This is a genomic window from Rhodococcus sp. 15-725-2-2b, from assembly GCF_002259075.1.
In the GTDB taxonomy this organism is placed as follows: domain Bacteria; phylum Actinomycetota; class Actinomycetes; order Mycobacteriales; family Mycobacteriaceae; genus Rhodococcoides.
In genome coordinates, this window is sequence record NZ_NPFL01000010.1 from 23927 (window position 1) to 41679 (window position 17753).

The window sequence follows — 17753 nt, forward strand, 5'->3', positions numbered from 1 at the left end:
CCTAGGCGGCGACCAGTCGTCCGGAATTGGCCTTGCGGGTTCCGCCGATCGCGCGGCACACGAGGTAGATCACGAAGGAGATGGTGGTGACGAATGTCGAGACCGGCAGGCCGGGAGCAAGGGAGAGCAGGATGCCGCCGACGGCGGCGATCTCGGCGAAGACGATGGACAGCAGCGTCGCCTTCAGCGGGCTTGCCGTCACCCGTGCGGCGGCCGCGGCCGGGGTGATGAGCAGCGAGAGCACCAGCAGCGCGCCGACGATCTGCACGCCCAGCGCACAGGCGACACCGACGAGCACGGCGAACACCACCGAGAGTGCGCGGACGGGGACGCCGCGGGCCAGCGCCACCTCGGGGTCGGTGCTGGCGAACAGCAACGGACGGTAGACCACGGTGAGGACGATCAACACCAGGACCGCGCACACCAGCAGAAGCTGAATACCGCTCTGTCCGACGCCGACGATCTGGCCGATGAGCAGCGAGAAGCTGGTGCCGGTTCGGCCCGGGTAGAGCCAGATGAACAGCACCGACAGGCCGAGACCGAAGGACATGATCACGCCGATGACCGAGTCGCGGTCGCGGGCCTTGCTGCCGAGCAGGGCGAACATGACCGCCGCGACCACGGACCCGACGATGGCTCCGAGGCCGACGGTGATGCCCACGAGCAGTGCCGCGGAGGCACCGGTGAGCGAGAGCTCACTCGATCCGTGCACCGCGAACGCCCACTGGCGGCTGACGATCAGCGGACCGAGTGCGCCTGCGAGCAATCCGAGGATCGCGGCGGCGAGCAGTGCCTGCTGGACGAAGTCGTAGGTCAGCAGATTTGCGGTGGTATCGAAGTCGAGCATCTTCGAGAATGCGTCGAGAACCTTCTCGTTCATGCCTTGTCTTCTCTGTCGTGCGGCACGGGTGGATGGTGGGCTCCTGCCGAGCCGAGCGCGTCGATCGAGTCGCCGGTGCCGACGACGATGAGCCGGCCGCGAACTTTCAGTACCTCGACTTCGGTGCCGTACAGCTCGGAGAGCACCTCGGTGGTCATGACTTCCTCCGGCGTTCCGATACGGAACCGGCCGTCGACGATGTAGACGATGCGATCGACGAGCGGCAGGATCGGGTTGATCTCGTGGGTCACGAACAGCACTGCGGTGTCGTGCTCCCGTCGTCGACGATCGATGAGGCTCGAGACCAGAGATTGGTTGGCGAGGTCGAGGCTGAGCAGGGGTTCGTCGCACAGCAGGACCGACGGATCGCCGACGAGTGCCTGGGCGATACGCAGCCGCTGCTGTTCACCGCCGGACATCGAGCCGACCGGCGCTCCGGCGAAGGAGTTGGCGTCGACCTGATCGATCGCGCGCTGCACCGTCTCCTTGCGCTGCCGCATGCCGCGCAGGCCCATGCCCCACCGATGACCGTCCCAGCCGAGCCCGACGAGATCGCGTCCGCGCAGGGGGAGATCGTCGTCGATGTTTCGTTGCTGGGGCACGTAGCCGACGCCCGACTGGCCGCGACGGACGGGATTGCCGTCGATCGCGGCCGTGCCGGATGTGAGGTGATTCTGACCGAGCAGCACCTTCAGCAGAGACGTCTTGCCCGATCCGTTGGGGCCGAGAACGGCGACGAACTCGCCCTTCTCGACCGTCAGGTCCAGGTTCTGCCACAGCGTGCGCTCGCCGAACGCCAGTCCGGCATCGCGCAGTTCTACAGCAGGCATGTACTACAGCTTTCCATCAGCCGGTCCGAGATCAGGAGTCGGATCGGCTCAAGGGGCCGTTGCGAGGGCGGCCTGCAGATCCGTCGCTGCCTTGGTCTGCCACTCGATGTACGTCATCCCGGCGGGCAGAGTCTCGGTGACCTCGACGACGGGGATGCCCGCGGCCTCGCTCGTGGAGCGAATATCCTGCGTCACAGCATCTTCGGTCTGGATGTTGTAGATCAGAGCGCGGACGGACTTCGAGGTGAACAGATCACGCGTCGCGGCGATCGAAGCGGGCGACGGGTCGTTGCCCTCCTCGATGGAGTCCTTGAAGTCCTCGGGAGTGCGATCGTCGAGTTCGGATTCCTCGATCAGGTAGTGCGCGATCGGCTCGGTCTGCGCCACCGGTGCGCCCGGGTGATCGGCGGCGATCTTCGCCGTCACGTCGGTGATGCCGTGTACCTGCTCGTGGAACGTTTCGGCGTTGGCGGTGTACTGCGCAGCGTTGTCGGGGTCGAGCTGACCGAGCTTGTCGGCGATCTCCTCGGCGGTGTGCGCTGCGACCTCGGCGTTGTACCAAACGTGTTCGTTGACCTCGCCGTGCGAATGGCCGTGATCGTCCGCCGCCTCTGCCTCTGCCTCTGCCTCGGCCGTCGCGTCGCCGGAGGTGGGCTCGGACTCGTGATCGTGGCTCTCGTCGAGCAGGGTGTACGCATCGACCGACGGCACGTCCTTGCCCTCGGATCCGAGGATGTCCTCGATGAACTGGTCGTAGCCGCCGCCGTTGTAGACCACGAGCGACGCCTCGGCGACGGCAGCGGCGTCGGCCGGGCTGGCCTCGTAGGAGTGCGGATCGGCAGAGGGATCGGAGATGAGCGAGGTCACTGTGGCCAGGTTGCCCGCCACTGCCTCCGCGACGCTTCCCCAGACGTTCGTCGACGCGACGATCGTGATCGGTCCGTCGACGGGGGTGGCCGGGGCAGACTCGGTGCTCGCGGAGTCGGTTGAGCTGCATGCACTGAGCGTGAGGGCTGCGGCGCAGGTCAGGCCGAGTGCGGCCGTGAGTTTGGTCCGGGACGCGCGACGGATGGACGACATCGATGTACTCCTGAAGGGCAAGGCTTGACGCTAATGGAAACCGTTACCGTTGTACTCTAGCGTTCGATTGGCCTTTGTTCGAATCGGACGAAGGCGACCTCGAGTTTCTCTGCGATGCGTTGTGGGACTAACGTCCCGGTTATGGCCAGGTCGAGCGAACCACGACGTCAAGCGACGTTGGCGTCGATCGCAGCCGAGCTGAAGGTGTCGCGCACCACCGTCTCGAACGCCTACAACCGACCCGATCAGCTCTCCCCCGAACTTCGCGAACGCGTCCTCCAGGCCGCCAAGCGTCGCGGCTACGCGGGCCCCGACCCGGTCGCGCGATCACTGCGCACCCGCAAGGCCGGCGCCATCGGACTGCTCCTCACCGAGGCGCTGAGCTACTCCTTCCGCGACCCCGCCGCGATGAGCTTCCTCGCCGGACTCGCCGAATCCTGCGAGGCCGCCGGACAGGGACTACTGCTCATCCCCGCCGGTGCCGAACGCGACGACGTGCAGGCCGCCGCCGTCGTGCAACAGGCCGGAGTCGACGGGTTCGTCGTCTACTCCGTCGCCGACGACGACCCGTACCTCGCTGCGGTTCGCGAACGTCATCTGCCGATCGTCGTCTGCGACCAACCCCGCAACATCCCCGAAGCCGCCCTCGTCGCCATCGACGACCGCGGCGCAATGAAAATGCTTGCCGCACATCTGATCTCGCAGGGACACGAGCACCTCGCCGTCCTGTGCATGCGGCTCGGACGCGACCGTCGCGACGGCGTCGTACCCCCGGGACGGTTGGCGGACAGTCACTTCCACGTCCAGCGTGAACGCATCGCCGGAGTCCAAGCCGCCATGATCGACGCCGGACTCGACCCGGACATCCTCACCGTCGTCGAACGCTTCGACCACACCGTGCGCTCCGGCCACTCCGCCGCCGCCCAAGCCCTCCAGGCAAACCGCGAAACCACCGCGCTGCTCTGCACCACCGACGTGATCGCCCTCGGCGCACTCAACTTCGCCAGAGTCTCCGGAATCGATGTGCCGAGCCAACTCTCGGTCACCGGATTCGACGGCATCTCCGACGCCATCCGCGAGAACCTCACCACCGTGCGCCAGGACGCCGAGGAAAAAGGCCGTCGAGCGGGCAAACTGGTGCTCTCGTCCTCGCACTCGGGCATCGTCGCCGCCGAAACCCTGCCGACCGAACTCTTCCGCGGCCGAACCGCTGGACCGCCGCCGGAACAACCGCCCGCAATCGCCTGACCTTCGCCGCCGCCGCTCGCTCCGCTCGCCTTCGCGTCAATGGACCACTGCACGCCTCAGACGTATGCAATGTGCCATTCACGCAGCGGACCCCGGTGGGTGAATGGACCATGGCACGGCTCAGACGTATGCAATGGTCCATTGACGCGGAGCGGAGCGGAGCGGTGCGGCGGGGCGGGGGTCAAGCAGGCTGGGCGCTGAGCAATCTCGCGCAGCGCAGCAGACCGAGGTGACTGTAGGCCTGCGGATGGTTGCCGAGGGATCGTTCGGCGATGGGGTCGTATTCCTCACTGAGCAGTCCGGTGGGGCCTGCGGCGCTGACGAGTTGGGCGAACAGGGCTTCGGCTTCGGCGCGCTGTCCCACCAGAAGGTATGCCTCCACCAGCCAGGCCGCGCACAGGTGGAAGCCGCCTTCGCCGCCGGGGAGTCCGTCGTCGTGGCGGTATCGGTAGACGGTCGAGCCGCTGCGCAGTTCGGCTTCGGTGGCGGTGACGGTCGCCGCGAAGCGCGGGTCGGCCGGGTCGATCAGTCCGGACAGCCCGATGAACAGGGTCGCGGCGTCGAGGTCGGTGCCGTCGTACGCGGCGGTGAAGGACTGCACCTCCTCGTTCCAGCCGTTGGCGAGTACTTCCTCTCGGATGGTCTCGCGCAGAGGTGCCCAGCCGGGTTCCGTCGCACGGCCGAATGTTTCGGCGAGTCGGATGGCGCGATCGACGGTGATCCAGCCCATCACCTTGGAGTAGACGTGGTGGCGGGGGTTGTCGCGGATCTCCCAGATACCGTGGTCGGGTTCGAACCAGCGACGTTCGACGGCTTCGACCATGGCGCGGACGAGTTCCCAGTCATCTTCGGAGAGAACGTGTTCCGATCCTGCGGCCTTGCGTGCGTGGGCGAGGGCGGACACCAGTTCGACGATGGGGCCGAACACGTCGAGCTGAACCTGTTGGTTGGCAGCATTTCCCACCCGTACCGGACGCGAACCGGCGTAACCGGGCAGCTCGTCGATGACGGCCTCGGGTGGCAGGCCGAGGCCCCAGATGGTGTACAGCGGGTGCAGGCGTTCGGGACCCGACACCGACTCGAGTACTCCGTGGATCCAGGACAGGTAGTTCTCGGCCTCGGCCGTCGAGCCGACGTCGACCAGTGCTGCCGCCGTCAACGCCGCGTCGCGCAGCCAGCAGTAGCGGTAGTCCCAGTTGCGCACTCCGCCGATATCTTCGGGTAGCGAAGTGGTGGCGGCCGCCATGATCGAACCGGACTCGGCGTGCACCAGGCCGCGCAGAGTCAGTGCCGATCGCTTCATCAGATCGCGCTTGAGCGGCGGCAGATCCAGGCCGTCGGCCCAGTCCTTCCAGTACGCCTCCGATGCCCGACGACGCTCCACCTCGGCCCACGGGTGCTCGCTCAGATCATCCGTTCCGAGCCGCAATTCGAGAACGATGGGTCCGTTGGAGGGATCGACCTCGGCGTGTGCGGTTTGCTGGGATCCATCAGAGACGATGTTCCAGACGACGCCGGGGCTACGCAGCACCATCGGATCCGCGGTACCGAGAACGCGCAGACCGTCGACATCGGGTTCGAGTGAGGCCCACGCCTTTCCGAATTCCGGACGCGGCGCGAACGTGACCACGGCGGTGGCCTTGCCGGTGATGACTCGCGTCAGCGCGGTCTGGCCCTGGCCGATGTCGTGCGGCAGGTAATCGGTGACCTGCAGGCTGGCCCACTTGGTCTGCACCGTCATCGTGCCGTCCACGTACTGCTGACTCAGCGGGAGCGACGCGCGGGTGGGTCCGACGCTGAAGTGACCGGCCTGATCGCCGCCGAGCAGGTGCGCGAACACCGCCGCCGAATCGGGTTCGGGATGACACAGCCAGGTGACGTCGGCGTCGGGGGTCAGCAGTGCAACGGCATTGGGGCTGGCCAACATCGTCAGTCGCTCGATACGCGGGGCGTCGGCTCCCGAGAGCCACTGGCGTCGCTCTTCGAGCAGAAACGCCAGGGCGAGCGCGACCTGCTCGGTGCTGTCGATGCGGAACTCCGCCAGGGTGTCTCCCGGTCCGATCTTGACGCCGATGTCCGGCCCGTGCAGGTGTCCGAACGCCTTCTCGTCGGTGACGTCGTCGCCGAAAAAGACTGCGGCAGTAGCGGCTTCCTGGTGGCGAAGAATGTCGAGCGCGACGCCCTTGTCGGTGACGATGACCGCCAACTCGATGACGGACTTGCCCTCGGTAACCTGCACCCCGTCCCGCGCAGCCGCGCCGGATCGCACGGCCGCGAGGGCCTCGTCGCCTGCGGCGGTCTCGGCGTTGCGGACGTGCAACGCGACGCTGGCCGGCTTGGTCTCGATACTCACGCCTGGATGGGCGTCGGCGATGGCCTGCAGTTCGCCGGTGATGACGGTGAGGAGCTTCTTTGCGTTGTCGTCGATGGCGTTGACGAACCCGGCGTCGAACTCGCTACCGTGGCTGCCTACCAGCTGCACCTCGGACGGCAGCCGCGAGAGGATCGCGAGATCACGCAGGGCGCGTCCGGAGATGACGGCGGCGTTGGTTCCGGCCAGGGAAGCGAGCCCGCGCATGGCGCTGACCGACTCGGGGTGTGGGAACGCCTTCTGCGGGTCGGAGACGATCGGCGCCATGGTGCCGTCGTAATCGGACGCGACGAGCAGACGCGGAGTCCGAGCTACTCCAACGAGTGCGCGGCGAAGTTCGAGCGGCAATTCGAGAGCAGTCACCCGTCGAATCTAGGCGATGAACCCCGCCTCGGCGTACCTGGCTTTGTGCGCTCGGTGTATCACTGCTGGTCGGGCACCAGACCGGGCGACGGCGTCACACCCGAGGCCGCCGACATCGATGCTGCTGACTTGGTGACGATGGCCAACATGGCTCGCTGTGCGGCGTCGGCGTCACCGGACTGGATCGACGAGGCGACCACCCCGTGCAGACGAATTGCCTCCGGGTCGGCCTGCCTCGACATCAGGGCATGGCGGGTACGTCCGGCGAGTACCTCGACCACGATGTCGGACATCGATCGCAACATCGGATTGCCCGACGCCGCGAGCAGCGTGCGATGAAAATTGCAGTCGTGTTCGAGGTAGGCCTCGGAGTCGGCTGCTCTCGACGTCGACGACATTCCGATGACGGCGGCGGTCAACGCCCCGCATTGCTCGGGTGTCGCTCGGTGGGCGGCCAGCTTGGCTGCCAAAGGTTCGATCCCCGAACGCAATTCGCTGAGCAGTAGCAACTGTTCGGCGCGAGCCGGCCCGGCCAGTTGCCAGCGGATCACCACCGGGTCGAGTGAGTTCCAGTTCTCCGAGCCCTGCACGGTGATTCCGACGCGACGACGCACCGTGAGCAACCCCAGCGACTCGAGAACGCGCACGACTTCCCGCACGACGGTCCGCGACACGGTGAACCGCACGGCGACGTCGTCTGCCGAGATTCGGGTCCCGCTCGGGATCGCGCCGCTGACGATGTCGCGCCCGAGCTCGTCGAGCACCGAATCGTGCAGTTGGCGGAAGTCGTTGGTCTCGCTCATGTCCGGTCGATCGTCCCACGGGTTGCCCGGTTTCTCGCGTCTGTCCGATCCAGGCGGGCGCGATGGAGCAGTATCGAGGGATGGCATCGCAGACGACAGGTAGAGCACATCATCCGGTACTCGTGGTGATGGGAGTGTCCGGATCGGGCAAGTCCACGGTGGCGGGCATCCTCGCAGGTGCACTGAAATGGGACCTGCAGGAGGGCGACGACCTGCACCCGGACGCCAACGTGGCCAAGATGGCGTCGGGTCAGCCGCTGACCGACGAGGACAGATGGCCGTGGCTGGACGTGATCGCGGAATGGATCACCGACCACACCACCACGGGGCGATCGGGGATCGTGACGTGCTCGGCGCTCAAGCGGACGTATCGGGACGTGCTGGCTGCCGGGTCGAGGGAGGGGGCGGAAGTGATCTTCGTGCACCTGGCCGGAACGAAGGATCGGATCAGCGGTCGCCTCAATGCACGGATGGACCACTTCATGCCGTCGTCGCTGCTCGACACCCAGATCTCCACCCTCGAGCCGCTGGGCGACGACGAGAACGCCATCGTCGTCGACATCGGTCCGCCCCCGACCAAGATCGCCGAGCGCATCCTCGTCGAACTCGAGACGCGGGCCGGGATGTCGGAGAGTCACTGACCGCCGGGTTTCAAGCAAGCGCGCTTGCTTTTAAGTACTACGAATGGACAAAAGAACTTGTAAAAGTACGACGAATGCGAGATAGTGAGCTTGTTCACTTTTCAGTGAGGAGACAGCTCATGGTGCGAGGCGCACCCGCCAGGCCGGTCCAACTTCCCGTTCCCAACGCCGATGTCTGGGACTGGCAACTCGACGGTCTGTGTCGTGGACTGGACTCGTCCGTGTTCTTCCACCCCGAAGGCGAGCGAGGTCGCGCCCGCACCTCGCGCGAGAAGTCCGCGAAGCAGGTCTGCGGCCGCTGCCCGGTACTCGAACAATGTCGCCAGCACGCACTGGAGGCCAACGAGCCCTACGGCGTGTGGGGCGGAATGTCCGCGCACGATCGCGCCGACTTCTACCGCGGAGCCATCCGGACCGCTTGATCCCGCCGGGGAATACGGGTGCGCTGCAGACGCGCTCGCATGTGCCGAACGCGGTCGTAATTGTCAACGCGCACATGGCAATTACGCGTGCTGCTGGCAAACGCGCGCGCGTTTGCGAGGACTGGTTCGCGGTGCCTTCGAGCCCTGACCGTCGCGGGCTCGACCGAACTTGTCGGTGGTCTCGTGTTCCATGACGACCCATGAACAAGGTCCTGCGTGCGACGCTCGTCAGTGCGGTCGTCATCACCACCGTCATCGGAATCGCGTCGTTCGTGCTGAGTTTCGCCGCACTGTGGGATCTCGCCACGATGGCAGGCGTTCCACGCTCACTGTCCTGGCTGTGGCCGGTGATCGTCGACGGCACCATCCTGCAGGCCACCATCTCCGTCATCGCGCTCGCCCAATTCGAGGAGCAACGCAGTGGTCGACGCTTCTTCTGGGGCGTGTTGATCACGGCCGCTCTGGTCAGTATCGGCGCAAATGCCATGCACGCCTTCATCTCCGACGCCGGCACGCTGCATCCGGCCCTGTCGGCGGCCATTGCGACCGTCGCCCCGGTGAGCCTGCTGGCCGCGACCCACGGACTCGGCATCCTCGTTCGGGTACCGGCGGAACTGCCGAAGACCGCAGGCATCGCCGACGAACAACCCGTCGTCGACGAGGTGGCCTTCGCACCGAGAGCCGAACCGGCGACACCTGCGCCCGAACTCACCACCCCCGAGACGCCGGCACCCGCGCCGACGAAGCGCGTCGAGCCGGTCCACACCGAGCCGGTCCACCCCGAGCCGGAGCACATCCAGCCGGTCCGCGTCGAGCAATCCGTGCCCGAATCTCCCGTCACCTCGGTGCGCACGGTCGAGCCGCTCGACGAGGTGGATCGATGGATTCTCGACGAAGAACGAGTGGACGATCTCTATCCCGTCGACGCTCCGTGACATCCGGTGGCACCATCGAAGGATGAGTCAGAACTTGCCGAGATCCGTCGTTCCCGAGAAGCCGAAGCCGGGCCAGGAGTCGGTGTGGGATTACCCCCGCCCACCGCGGCTCGAGTCCTCCAACCGATCGCTGGTCGTCCGTCTCGGCGGTCAGGTGATCGCCCGCACCACCGCCGCGTACCGAGTGCTCGAGACGAGCCACCCACCGACCTGGTACATCTCGCCTTCGGACGTGGTCCCGGGTGCGCTGACGCCCTCGGACGCCCGCTCGACGCACTGCGAATGGAAGGGTGCGGCCACGTACTGGGATGTGCACGGAGGCGACGCCGTGGCACCGGCGGCGGCGTGGAGTTACGAGAACCCGACGCCACGGTTCGTCGACATCGCCGGCTACCTGGCCTTCTCGCCGAGCCGCGTCGAATGCGAGATCGACGGTGAGGCCGTGCGACCACAGGAAGGCGGGTTCTACGAGGGCTGGATCACCGACGATGTCGTCGGGCCGTTCAAGGGAATCCCCGGCTCCTACGGGTGGTGAGGGCTAACCGACGGGCAACTCTGCGCGGGTGATGATCTGAATCGAACTCGCCGCACCGGTGTCGCTACCGGTCACCAGCACGTCCCCGGTGCGCGGATCGACGGCGACTGAATTGGCCTGCGTCACCGTCGGAACGTCGCCCAGAGTCCGAGGAGCGGCTGGATCGGACACGTCGACCACTCGCAGGAGATTCGACGCTGTCAGCGTCACGAACAGCAGCCGGCGTTCGGGATCGACGGCGAGCCCGTACGGGTTGCCGGGCGCATCGATCGACGCGATCTGGCGAATGCCTCCGGCGGTGTCGACCGAGGCGAGAAGGACCGTGCCGCCGTCGGTGTCGGCGAACCCGGCCACCGTCTGATTCACCGTCACCGCGTGCGTGAGCTTGACCCCGATCGGAGCCTGCGCCACCTCCTGGCGCGTTGCACCGTCGTAGACCCACACACCGTTGCCCTGCACGTCCGCGACGGCAGCGTAGGGACCGAGAGCGGCGACTCCACCGGGTTGGACGGGCCCGGGCGGAAGCTCCGACACCACCGACCCGTCGCGGAGGAAGATCACTCCGCCACCCATTTCGTTGGTGGCCACGATGGTGCCGTCGGAGGTCTGCACGGCGTCGTGTGGTTGACGGCCCACCCCCGTGGCGGTCGACAGGATCGCGCCGTCGTCGAGTGAGATCTCGAGCAGTTCGTCACTGCCTTCGAGCGGAACCAACACCGGGCCGTCGGGACCTGCGAGCGAGAGATGGCGCGGTGCACCCGTCGTCGCGACCATCTGGCGCACGACACCGGTGGCCGCATCGAACAGCACCACGCCGTCGGGCTCACGTACCCCGGCAGCTGCGATGCCGGACGAGCCGACCACGACACCCTCGGGAGCACCGGGAAGGGCGACGACGGTTCCGATCGGGTCGGCCGAGTCCGGGGCCTGTGCCGGCTCGGCCGCCGGAGTCGTTGCGGGAGGATTGGTTTCGTCGACAGTGTCGGCAGAGCAGCCGGTCACCAACAGCAGCGCGGCCGCAACCGTCACCAGGCGTGCCCGCATCATCGGCGGTACTGCTCGAAGTGCAGGGCGTCGTCGAGAGGACGGCGGGTGCGCCACCCGAAGCGCTCCAGATCGGGAACCTCCTGGAACGATTCGACCGGACCCACACACAGCCACGCGATGGGGCGAACCGGTGCGGGGATGTCGAGCAGTTCGGTGAGATAAGCCTCGTCGTAGAAGGAGACCCATCCGACGCCGACGTTCTCGGCTATCGCTGCGAGCCAGAGATTTTCGATGGCCAGTACGGCGGAGAACAATCCGGTGTCGTCGACGGTGTCGCGGCCGAGGACGTGCCGACCTCCACGGCCTGGATCGTAGGTGACCACCACCCCGGTTCCGCTCGTCTCGATTCCCTCGATACGGATGGGGTCGAACGTCTTTCGGCGTTCGGCATCGAGCTTGTCCGCGAAGTCCTGTCGGCAGCCGGCCACGTGGGAGGCGAAGGCGCTCAGGGTATCGGGCTTGCGGACGATCACGAAGTCCCAGGGTTGGGTGTTGCCGACGCTCGGGGCCTGATGCGCGGCACCGAGAATGCGGCGCAGCGTCTCGTCGTCGACGACGGTTCCGTCGAACTCGGCGCGAACGTCGCGGCGAGATCGAATGGCTGCATACACCGACAGGGCTGCCTCGGTCATGATATCCGTTCTCCTGTAACACTTCTCAGACGTTCGTCGAGCTCGGCGACGAGGGCGGGCAGTCGATCTGCCGAGGTGGGCCGGCCGAGGTGGAAACCTTGTGCCCGACCGCACCGGAGCTCACGCAACGCCGTCATCGTCATCTCGTCCTCCACGCCCTCTGCCGTCACCGACAATCCCAGAGTACGGGCCAGTTCGACGGTCGAGCGCACGATGGCGGCGTGTGCGGGATTGTGGGCCATGCCGGCGATGAAGGCGCGATCGATCTTCAACTCCTGGACCGGCAACCGCTCGATGTAGGCGAGTGAGCTGTAGCCCGTGCCGTAGTCGTCGATGGCGACCTGCACACCCATCGCGTGCAGAATCGACAGCTTCTCCGTCGCGCCCACCGGGTCGGTCATCGCCGAGGTCTCGGTCACTTCCACCGTCAATCGCCACGGAGGGCAGTCGAATTCGGTCAGCGCCGTGCACACCTGCTCGATCAAGGTGTCGTCGAACAGATTTCGAGTCGAGATGTTGACAGCGATGCTCAGGTCGAGACCGTCGGCCAGCCATTGCCTGCGTTGGGCGAGGGCGTGCGTGAGAACGTAGTTCGTCAGCGGCCGGATCAGTCCGGTACGTTCGGCGGTGGGCAGAAATGCGCTGGGGGACAGGACGTTACCGTTCGGGTGATGCCACCGCAGTAGTGCTTCCACGCCGACGACGCTCATCGTCCTGAGGTCGACCTGAGGCTGGTAGTGCAGCCGCAGCTGGTCCGATTCGAGTGCTGTGGTGAGCTCGCCGAGCATGATGAGTTGCTCGCTCTTGTCCCGGTCCATCGATCGGTCGTAGTACGCAACGCGCGACTGAGCGGCTTTCGCCGTCTGGACGGCGAGGTCGGCGCGCTGCACGAGGCGATCCGGTGTGGTCTCCTCGTCGCCCTCGGTAGCCGGAGAGTTCGACGCGACACCGACGCTCGCTTCGATCAGCAGAGTCATGTTCTCCACCTCGAAAGGCGTGGCGAATTGCTGTTGAATCTTCTCGGCCAACGCGGCCGGGTCCATCGATTCCGCCGGCCCGCACAGCGCGAACTCGTCACCGGCCAAGCGTGCCAACAGAATCGAGTCGTCGACGATACTTCGTAGGCGGTCGGCGACCACCACGAGAACCCGGTCGCCCAGGCCGCGCCCGAACGTGTCGTTGATCTCTTTGAAACGATCGATATCGACGGTCAGCAATGTCGATCCGCCGGCATTGCTCCAGACCTGATGTTCCAGGGCGCGTAAATTGGCCAACCCGGTGAGGTGATCGGTGTCGGCGACTGCACGCAACTGCACCGTTTGAGTGTGCAGCAACCGCAACAGATCGGTGATGCGAAACACCACCAGGATCACCAACGCTCCGGCGCAGAGCAGAACTGCCCAACCCCACTGCTCGATCGGTTCGTCGCGAACGACTTCGATGAACATGACGATCGGTGCGGTCAATGTGGCCGCAGTGAGCACGACGACCGTCGGGGTGGTGAACGACGCCATCAGATGTGCGTCGGATTCGATGTTCGGGTTGGTGATGCGGCGCATCGACGGGTGCAGGGCGGCGACGCCGATCAGGACGTAGGACAGGGTCCATCCGACGTCGAACAGCGACCGCTGGGACGAGGACGCGGGCATGATCGCGAAGTTGTTGACGGTGTCGGTGACGACGAGCAACAACACGGCGCAGGTGAGCAGTCGGTAGGACAGGGCTCGCCATTGTCGTGATCCGACGAAGTGGGCCAGCAGTCCGAGCAGGAAGATGTCCATCGCGGGGTACGCGACGTCGACGAGTCCGCCCAATCCGGAGATTCCTTCCGCGCCGAGCGTCGGCTGGACGGCGAAGACCCAGGTGAGCAGTCCGAAGGCCACCATGATGATGGCACTGTTGGCGACATGCCCACGCTCACTGGCCCGCCACTTGTGGCGGGCCAGCAGAAACAGGCCGAAACCGTAGATCGGATAGCCGACGAGGTACAGCGCATCGGCGATCGAGGGATACGGCACGCTGCCGCGAGTGACGTGGATCCACTCGAACACGATGTCGCCGAGCACCCACAGTGCGGTTCCGGTGGCGATGGCCAGCCAGGCTCTGCGGTTGGCGGGCCGGTGCATCCTGGTACCGATCACGGTGGCAGCGACGGCGGACGCTCCGACGAGTACGAAGACCGACTGAGCCCAGACGATCGTGGGGACGAGGAAGTAGACGACGCAGCCGACTGCGCCGAGCGCTGCGTACCACCGCCACCAGGCCGTCACGATTTTCTCCAGCCGTTCACGCCGATCCGACGGCTTCAACAATGTCACACTGACGTGATGTAGGTCACCTGCACTCGCGTCCCGTGACAGAAGTATGCCTCAGCGCTACGATCGATTATCGGTACGAAACTGTTTCGATTCGATGAGGGGGCACGGATGAACGGCGACGCCCCACGTCGGTCGAGGGTGAGTGTGGAGCGCGAGGGCGAGTTTCTCGACGCTGCGCTGCTCTGCCTCGGGGAGGTCGGTTACGACTCGCTGTCGATGGACCTGGTTGCCGAACGAGCGCAGTGCAGCAAAGCCACCCTCTATCGGAGGTGGTCGAGCAAGGCCGAGCTGGTGGTCGCTGCCATCGAATCGGTGGGCCCCCCGCCGTTCGTCGGCATCGATACCGGCGACCTTCGTGGAGATCTGCTCGAGCTGATGCACCGGGTGTCCGAGGGGGCGGAGCACGATCAACGTTTCGCCGCGGCGATCCACCATGCGGTGATGGTCGACGAACAGTTGGCGGCAGCGGTGCGGAGAACGTTCCTCGAACCCGAGGCTCGATTCCTCGAGTCGGTCGTCATGCGTGCGGTGGAGCGGGGGGAATTGTCGACCAGACCGCCCGCTGCCGATTTTCTGCAATACATGGTTTTCAGCGCGATCATGACGGGGCCATTGACCGATGCCAAGCCTTTGGATTCGGAATACCGAACCCGAATCATCGACGAGGTCATTCTGCCGGCCCTGCGCTCGGAGGCTCGCTGATCGCGAGCCTGTTCGGTCGGAGTTACGTTGCCTGAAGCGAACAATCGAAACTGTTGCACTGCAACATGATAAGAAACGATGACCCTTCCCGACATCCGAAGTGGATGTCGGGTATTCGTCGTGGATCGACTGTGTGCTGCCAGGCTTCTCACGGCTGAATTGGCAGGAAACTGCCAGCTTCCTGTATGGAATTTCCGGACCGAATGTCTCTATGGTTAACGGCATCCGAACAAACGGTAAACAGCGAGGATTACGCCGGCGCGCGGGCCGAACCACCCCCGGTAGCCAGTGCGAAATTCGATACAACTCGATCGGAATGCGATGAATTTCAACATTCAAGACCTGAGCGGAACGTTCTCGACGTTCGACATCGTGGTGTCTCTGACACTGTCGTTCGTCCTGTCGGCCATCATCGGCTGGGTCTATCGACTCACCCACAAGAACGTCTCGTACAGCCAGTCCTACGTACAAACTCTCGTCACGGTGGGCATGGTCATCAGCCTGATCATGCTGGTCGTCGGATCGAACGTGGCGCGGGCGTTCGCCCTCGTCGGTGCGTTGTCCGTCGTCCGATTCCGCAACGCCATCAAGGAAACTCGCGACGTCGGCTTCATCTTCCTCGTGATGGCGATCGGCATGGCCACGGGAACGCGCTTCTACGTGTTGGCGATCGCGGCAACGTTCGCGATCTGCCTGGTGATGGTGGTGATGAGCAAGTTCGACTGGTTCAAGCTCGATGTGCAGCGTCAGGTCGTCAAGGTTCAGGTGCCACCCGACGCCGATTACACCGATCTGGTCGAGGACGTACTGATCAAGTACTGCAAGGAGTTCGAGCTTGTCAGTACCGAATCGGTGAGATCGGGCGCACTGACCGAGCTGTATTTCACCGCACAACTGCGGTCCGGCAAGAAGCCCGGTGAGTTGATCGCTGCCCTCAGTGAGGTCAATACCGGACAACGGGTTTCGGTACTCACCGGATACGACCAGACGGATATCTGATCGTGGCCGACCCGAACACGAACTTTCCCTCCGCTCCGACGACCCTGCGAAGGAGGTTGATCCATCGAATTCCTCGGACGGTGCGGCAGCACTGGAAGATCGCTGCCTCGCTCCTGGTGTTCGTCGTGGTGATGGCGACCGTGTTCGGGTCGACCCGGATCCGCCCGTACATCACCGGCGATGCAACCGTCATCGCGTCGGAGATCACCGAGAACGTCCAGGGCACGGTCGACCTCTTCGATCCCACTGTGTCGCATTCGATTTCGCTCGACATCGATGCCGGTGACTACCAGACCCTGAAGGACTCGTTCCAGAACGAGGGTGTCAAGGAATCGGTACCCGCCGACATCACCATCGACGGGACTCTGATCTCGGACGTCGGTATTCGACTGAAGGGCAACTCGACGCTGAGTTCGCTGAGCAACGACGACGGCACGATGCCGGGACGCGGTGGTGGCAATGCCGGCGCGGACCGCGCAGCACCCCCTGCGAACGGCGCAACCATGCCCGAGGGCGCGGCGATGCCCGAGGGCGCGGCGATGCCCGAGGGTGCAGCGATGCCGGAGGGTGCAGCCGTGCCTGCGGACGGTGCAGCCATGCCCGAGGGCGGGGGAATGCCCGGGGGAGCCGGGATGGGTGTGTTCGGTGAACCGCTCAGTTTCGCTGCGCCCGAGGATCTTCCGTTTCTGATCGACTTCGCCGAGTACTCCGAGGGGCGGGCGTATCAGGGTCACACCACGCTCTCGCTGCGGCCGTACACTCCGGCGTTGAACGAGTCGGTCTCTCTTGCGATCACCGACGCTTCGGGCCAGCCGACCCAGGACTTCACCTACACCACGTACTCGGTGAACGACTCGGCCGAGACGACGCGACTGGTGGTCGTTGCTCCCGATGACGACTACGCCAATTCTCTGGAGGACGGCGACGGGGTGTTGTACAAGACCGGAGCGAATGCGAGCTTCACGTATCAGGGTGACGATCAGACCACCTATGCAGAGCAGTTCACCCAGATCAATGCCCGCGGGACAGCGGACCTGAAACCGATCATCACGCTGTTGAAGTGGCTCGACGGTGCAGACCAGGCCGAGTTCGATGCGCATCTGGCCGACTACGTCGACGTCGACTCGCTGGCGAATTATCTTGCACTGCAGAACTTGCTGGGCAACGGCGACGACATGGGCGGACCGGGAAAGAACTTCTATCTCTACTACGACCTGGACACGAAGAAGTTCTCCGTCGTGTCGTGGGATCTCAATCTGGCTCTGAATTCCGATTCCACCGCCGGGGCCCACGACGAAGTCTCGATGATTCCCGGTGGCGGAGGGGCAGGCGGTGGCATGCCGCAGCTGCCCGAGGGCTTCACCCCACCGGAGGGAATGGAGCTCCCGGAAGGCGGGGGCGTGCCCGAAGGTGGCCCGATGCTGGGTAATTCGCTCAAGGACATGTTCTTGGATTCGACGGAGTTCACCGACGAGTACGACACTGCGTTCCGCACGATCTACGACGAGTTGTGGGCCAGTGGCCGGGTGCTCGACATCGTCGACGAGGTCGCCGCGTCCGTTCCCACGTCGGCCGGTCTCTCCCAGGAGGACATCGACGCGGATGCTGCGGAATTGAAGTCACGGCTGCAGATCCGAATCGACGCACTCGCCGACGATCCTGTTGTCACGGGATCGTCGTGATGTCCCGGCGGTCAGCGGAGGGTCAGGGTGTCCGCCGGGGAAACCTCGCGGCGGGGGTCGCGCAGCGGCAGTCCGTTGAGCAGGACCATGCCCTCCATCACGAAGGAGGCGGCCTGCGCGAGCGTGCGCGCCGTACCCGTGGCCACCAGCAACTCCGGAACAGAGGTTCGACCGTTCATGAGCCGATGTTGCTCCCGGGTGGTGACGATCGCCGCTCGTTCGCGTGGCGGTCAGGCGACGCGTGGGTGAACAACAGGAATCGACG

17 protein-coding genes are annotated in these 17753 nt (G+C 65.2%); 8 read left to right on the plus strand and 9 right to left on the minus strand.

Annotated features, from left to right (window positions below):
• Position 1 precedes the first annotated feature (1 nt).
• The 3 genes from CH306_RS12200 to CH306_RS12210 are packed head-to-tail and all read right to left on the minus strand — an operon-like array spanning position 2 to position 2790.
• Positions 2–880 carry a metal ABC transporter permease gene (locus CH306_RS12200; RefSeq protein ID WP_032397186.1) on the minus strand — a complete coding sequence of 293 codons (879 nt, stop codon included), beginning with the start codon at positions 878–880 and terminating at the stop codon, positions 2–4.
• Entirely contained in the window at positions 877–1710 is an 834-nt protein-coding gene (locus CH306_RS12205; RefSeq protein WP_032397185.1) for a metal ABC transporter ATP-binding protein, read from the minus strand. The genes CH306_RS12200 and CH306_RS12205 overlap by 4 nt, the downstream gene beginning before the upstream one ends.
• Positions 1711–1758: 48 nt before the next feature.
• Entirely contained in the window at positions 1759–2790 is a 1032-nt protein-coding gene (locus CH306_RS12210) for a metal ABC transporter solute-binding protein, Zn/Mn family (protein WP_094646755.1), read from the minus strand.
• A 141-nt stretch (positions 2791–2931) separates the two neighbouring features.
• Between CH306_RS12210 and CH306_RS12215 the strand changes: the two genes are divergently transcribed.
• Positions 2932–4038 carry a LacI family DNA-binding transcriptional regulator gene (locus CH306_RS12215; protein ID WP_032397184.1) on the plus strand — a complete coding sequence of 369 codons (1107 nt, stop codon included), beginning with the start codon at positions 2932–2934 and terminating at the stop codon, positions 4036–4038.
• Between the two features lie 181 nt (positions 4039–4219).
• Here the strand turns inward: CH306_RS12215 and otsB are convergent, their stop codons facing one another.
• Entirely contained in the window at positions 4220–6772 is a 2553-nt protein-coding gene (gene otsB / locus CH306_RS12220; protein WP_094646756.1) for a trehalose-phosphatase, read from the minus strand.
• Positions 6773–6831: 59 nt separating this feature from the next.
• Positions 6832–7575: a FadR/GntR family transcriptional regulator gene (locus CH306_RS12225; protein WP_032397182.1), complete on the minus strand. Its 744-nt coding sequence runs from the start codon at positions 7573–7575 to the stop codon at positions 6832–6834.
• An 80-nt stretch (positions 7576–7655) separates the two neighbouring features.
• On the opposite strand from CH306_RS12225, the gene CH306_RS12230 reads away from it, so the two are divergent.
• The 4 genes from CH306_RS12230 to CH306_RS12245 all read left to right on the plus strand — a co-directional run bounded on the left by CH306_RS12230 (position 7656) and on the right by CH306_RS12245 (position 10108).
• On the plus strand, positions 7656–8216 hold the full coding sequence (locus CH306_RS12230) for a gluconokinase (protein ID WP_032397181.1): 561 nt from the start codon (positions 7656–7658) through the stop codon (positions 8214–8216).
• 119 nt (positions 8217–8335) lie between these two features.
• Positions 8336–8638, plus strand: coding sequence for a WhiB family transcriptional regulator (locus tag CH306_RS12235; RefSeq protein WP_032397411.1), 303 nt, complete (start codon positions 8336–8338; stop codon positions 8636–8638).
• A gap of 200 nt (positions 8639–8838) precedes the next feature.
• Complete coding sequence (locus CH306_RS12240; RefSeq protein ID WP_094646757.1) at positions 8839–9573, plus strand: DUF2637 domain-containing protein; 735 nt, start codon at positions 8839–8841, stop codon at positions 9571–9573.
• Between the two features lie 22 nt (positions 9574–9595).
• Positions 9596–10108, plus strand: a complete 513-nt coding sequence (locus CH306_RS12245; RefSeq protein WP_032397179.1) for a DUF427 domain-containing protein — start codon at positions 9596–9598, stop codon at positions 10106–10108.
• 3 nt (positions 10109–10111) lie between these two features.
• On the opposite strand, the gene CH306_RS12250 is transcribed toward CH306_RS12245, so the two are convergent.
• Genes CH306_RS12250 through CH306_RS12260 form a run of 3 tightly spaced genes read right to left on the minus strand, consistent with a single transcriptional unit; the run spans position 10112 to position 14105 of the window.
• On the minus strand, positions 10112–11155 hold the full coding sequence (locus tag CH306_RS12250; RefSeq protein ID WP_256981144.1) for a hypothetical protein: 1044 nt from the start codon (positions 11153–11155) through the stop codon (positions 10112–10114).
• Positions 11152–11772, minus strand: coding sequence for a 5,6-dimethylbenzimidazole synthase (gene bluB, locus CH306_RS12255; RefSeq protein ID WP_179272865.1), 621 nt, complete (start codon positions 11770–11772; stop codon positions 11152–11154). The genes CH306_RS12250 and bluB overlap by 4 nt, the downstream gene beginning before the upstream one ends.
• An 11-nt stretch (positions 11773–11783) precedes the next feature.
• Positions 11784–14105 carry a putative bifunctional diguanylate cyclase/phosphodiesterase gene (locus CH306_RS12260; RefSeq protein WP_094646760.1) on the minus strand — a complete coding sequence of 774 codons (2322 nt, stop codon included), beginning with the start codon at positions 14103–14105 and terminating at the stop codon, positions 11784–11786.
• Positions 14106–14213: 108 nt separating this feature from the next.
• On the opposite strand from CH306_RS12260, the gene CH306_RS12265 reads away from it, so the two are divergent.
• From CH306_RS12265 to CH306_RS12275, 3 genes are all read left to right on the plus strand, one after another.
• The gene (locus tag CH306_RS12265) at positions 14214–14807 is read left to right on the plus strand and encodes a TetR/AcrR family transcriptional regulator (protein WP_094630989.1); all 594 of its coding nucleotides are present in this window, start codon (positions 14214–14216) and stop codon (positions 14805–14807) included.
• Between the two features lie 321 nt (positions 14808–15128).
• Positions 15129–15806 (plus strand): DUF4956 domain-containing protein, encoded by a 678-nt coding sequence (locus tag CH306_RS12270; RefSeq protein WP_032397174.1) that lies wholly within the window; start codon positions 15129–15131, stop codon positions 15804–15806.
• A 2-nt stretch (positions 15807–15808) separates the two neighbouring features.
• The gene (locus tag CH306_RS12275; protein WP_441347018.1) at positions 15809–17488 is read left to right on the plus strand and encodes a CotH kinase family protein; all 1680 of its coding nucleotides are present in this window, start codon (positions 15809–15811) and stop codon (positions 17486–17488) included.
• A gap of 11 nt (positions 17489–17499) precedes the next feature.
• Here CH306_RS12275 and CH306_RS29045 read toward each other — a convergent pair whose 3' ends face one another.
• Positions 17500–17667 (minus strand): RNA-binding S4 domain-containing protein, encoded by a 168-nt coding sequence (locus tag CH306_RS29045; RefSeq protein WP_155290818.1) that lies wholly within the window; start codon positions 17665–17667, stop codon positions 17500–17502.
• Between the last annotated feature and the right edge of the window lie 86 nt (positions 17668–17753).

Coding starts and splice junctions, on each gene's coding strand:
- CH306_RS12200 (WP_032397186.1), bottom strand. CDS start 880: ATGAACGAGAAGGTTCTCGACGCATTCTCGAAGATGCTCGACTTCGAT.
- CH306_RS12205 (WP_032397185.1), bottom strand. CDS start 1,710: ATGCCTGCTGTAGAACTGCGCGATGCCGGACTGGCGTTCGGCGAGCGC.
- CH306_RS12210 (WP_094646755.1), bottom strand. CDS start 2,790: ATGTCGTCCATCCGTCGCGCGTCCCGGACCAAACTCACGGCCGCACTC.
- CH306_RS12215 (WP_032397184.1), top strand. CDS start 2,932: ATGGCCAGGTCGAGCGAACCACGACGTCAAGCGACGTTGGCGTCGATC.
- CH306_RS12225 (WP_032397182.1), bottom strand. CDS start 7,575: ATGAGCGAGACCAACGACTTCCGCCAACTGCACGATTCGGTGCTCGAC.
- CH306_RS12230 (WP_032397181.1), top strand. CDS start 7,656: ATGGCATCGCAGACGACAGGTAGAGCACATCATCCGGTACTCGTGGTG.
- CH306_RS12235 (WP_032397411.1), top strand. CDS start 8,336: ATGGTGCGAGGCGCACCCGCCAGGCCGGTCCAACTTCCCGTTCCCAAC.
- CH306_RS12240 (WP_094646757.1), top strand. CDS start 8,839: ATGAACAAGGTCCTGCGTGCGACGCTCGTCAGTGCGGTCGTCATCACC.
- CH306_RS12245 (WP_032397179.1), top strand. CDS start 9,596: ATGAGTCAGAACTTGCCGAGATCCGTCGTTCCCGAGAAGCCGAAGCCG.
- CH306_RS12250 (WP_256981144.1), bottom strand. CDS start 11,155: ATGATGCGGGCACGCCTGGTGACGGTTGCGGCCGCGCTGCTGTTGGTG.
- CH306_RS12265 (WP_094630989.1), top strand. CDS start 14,214: ATGAACGGCGACGCCCCACGTCGGTCGAGGGTGAGTGTGGAGCGCGAG.
- CH306_RS12270 (WP_032397174.1), top strand. CDS start 15,129: ATGAATTTCAACATTCAAGACCTGAGCGGAACGTTCTCGACGTTCGAC.
- CH306_RS29045 (WP_155290818.1), bottom strand. CDS start 17,667: ATGAACGGTCGAACCTCTGTTCCGGAGTTGCTGGTGGCCACGGGTACG.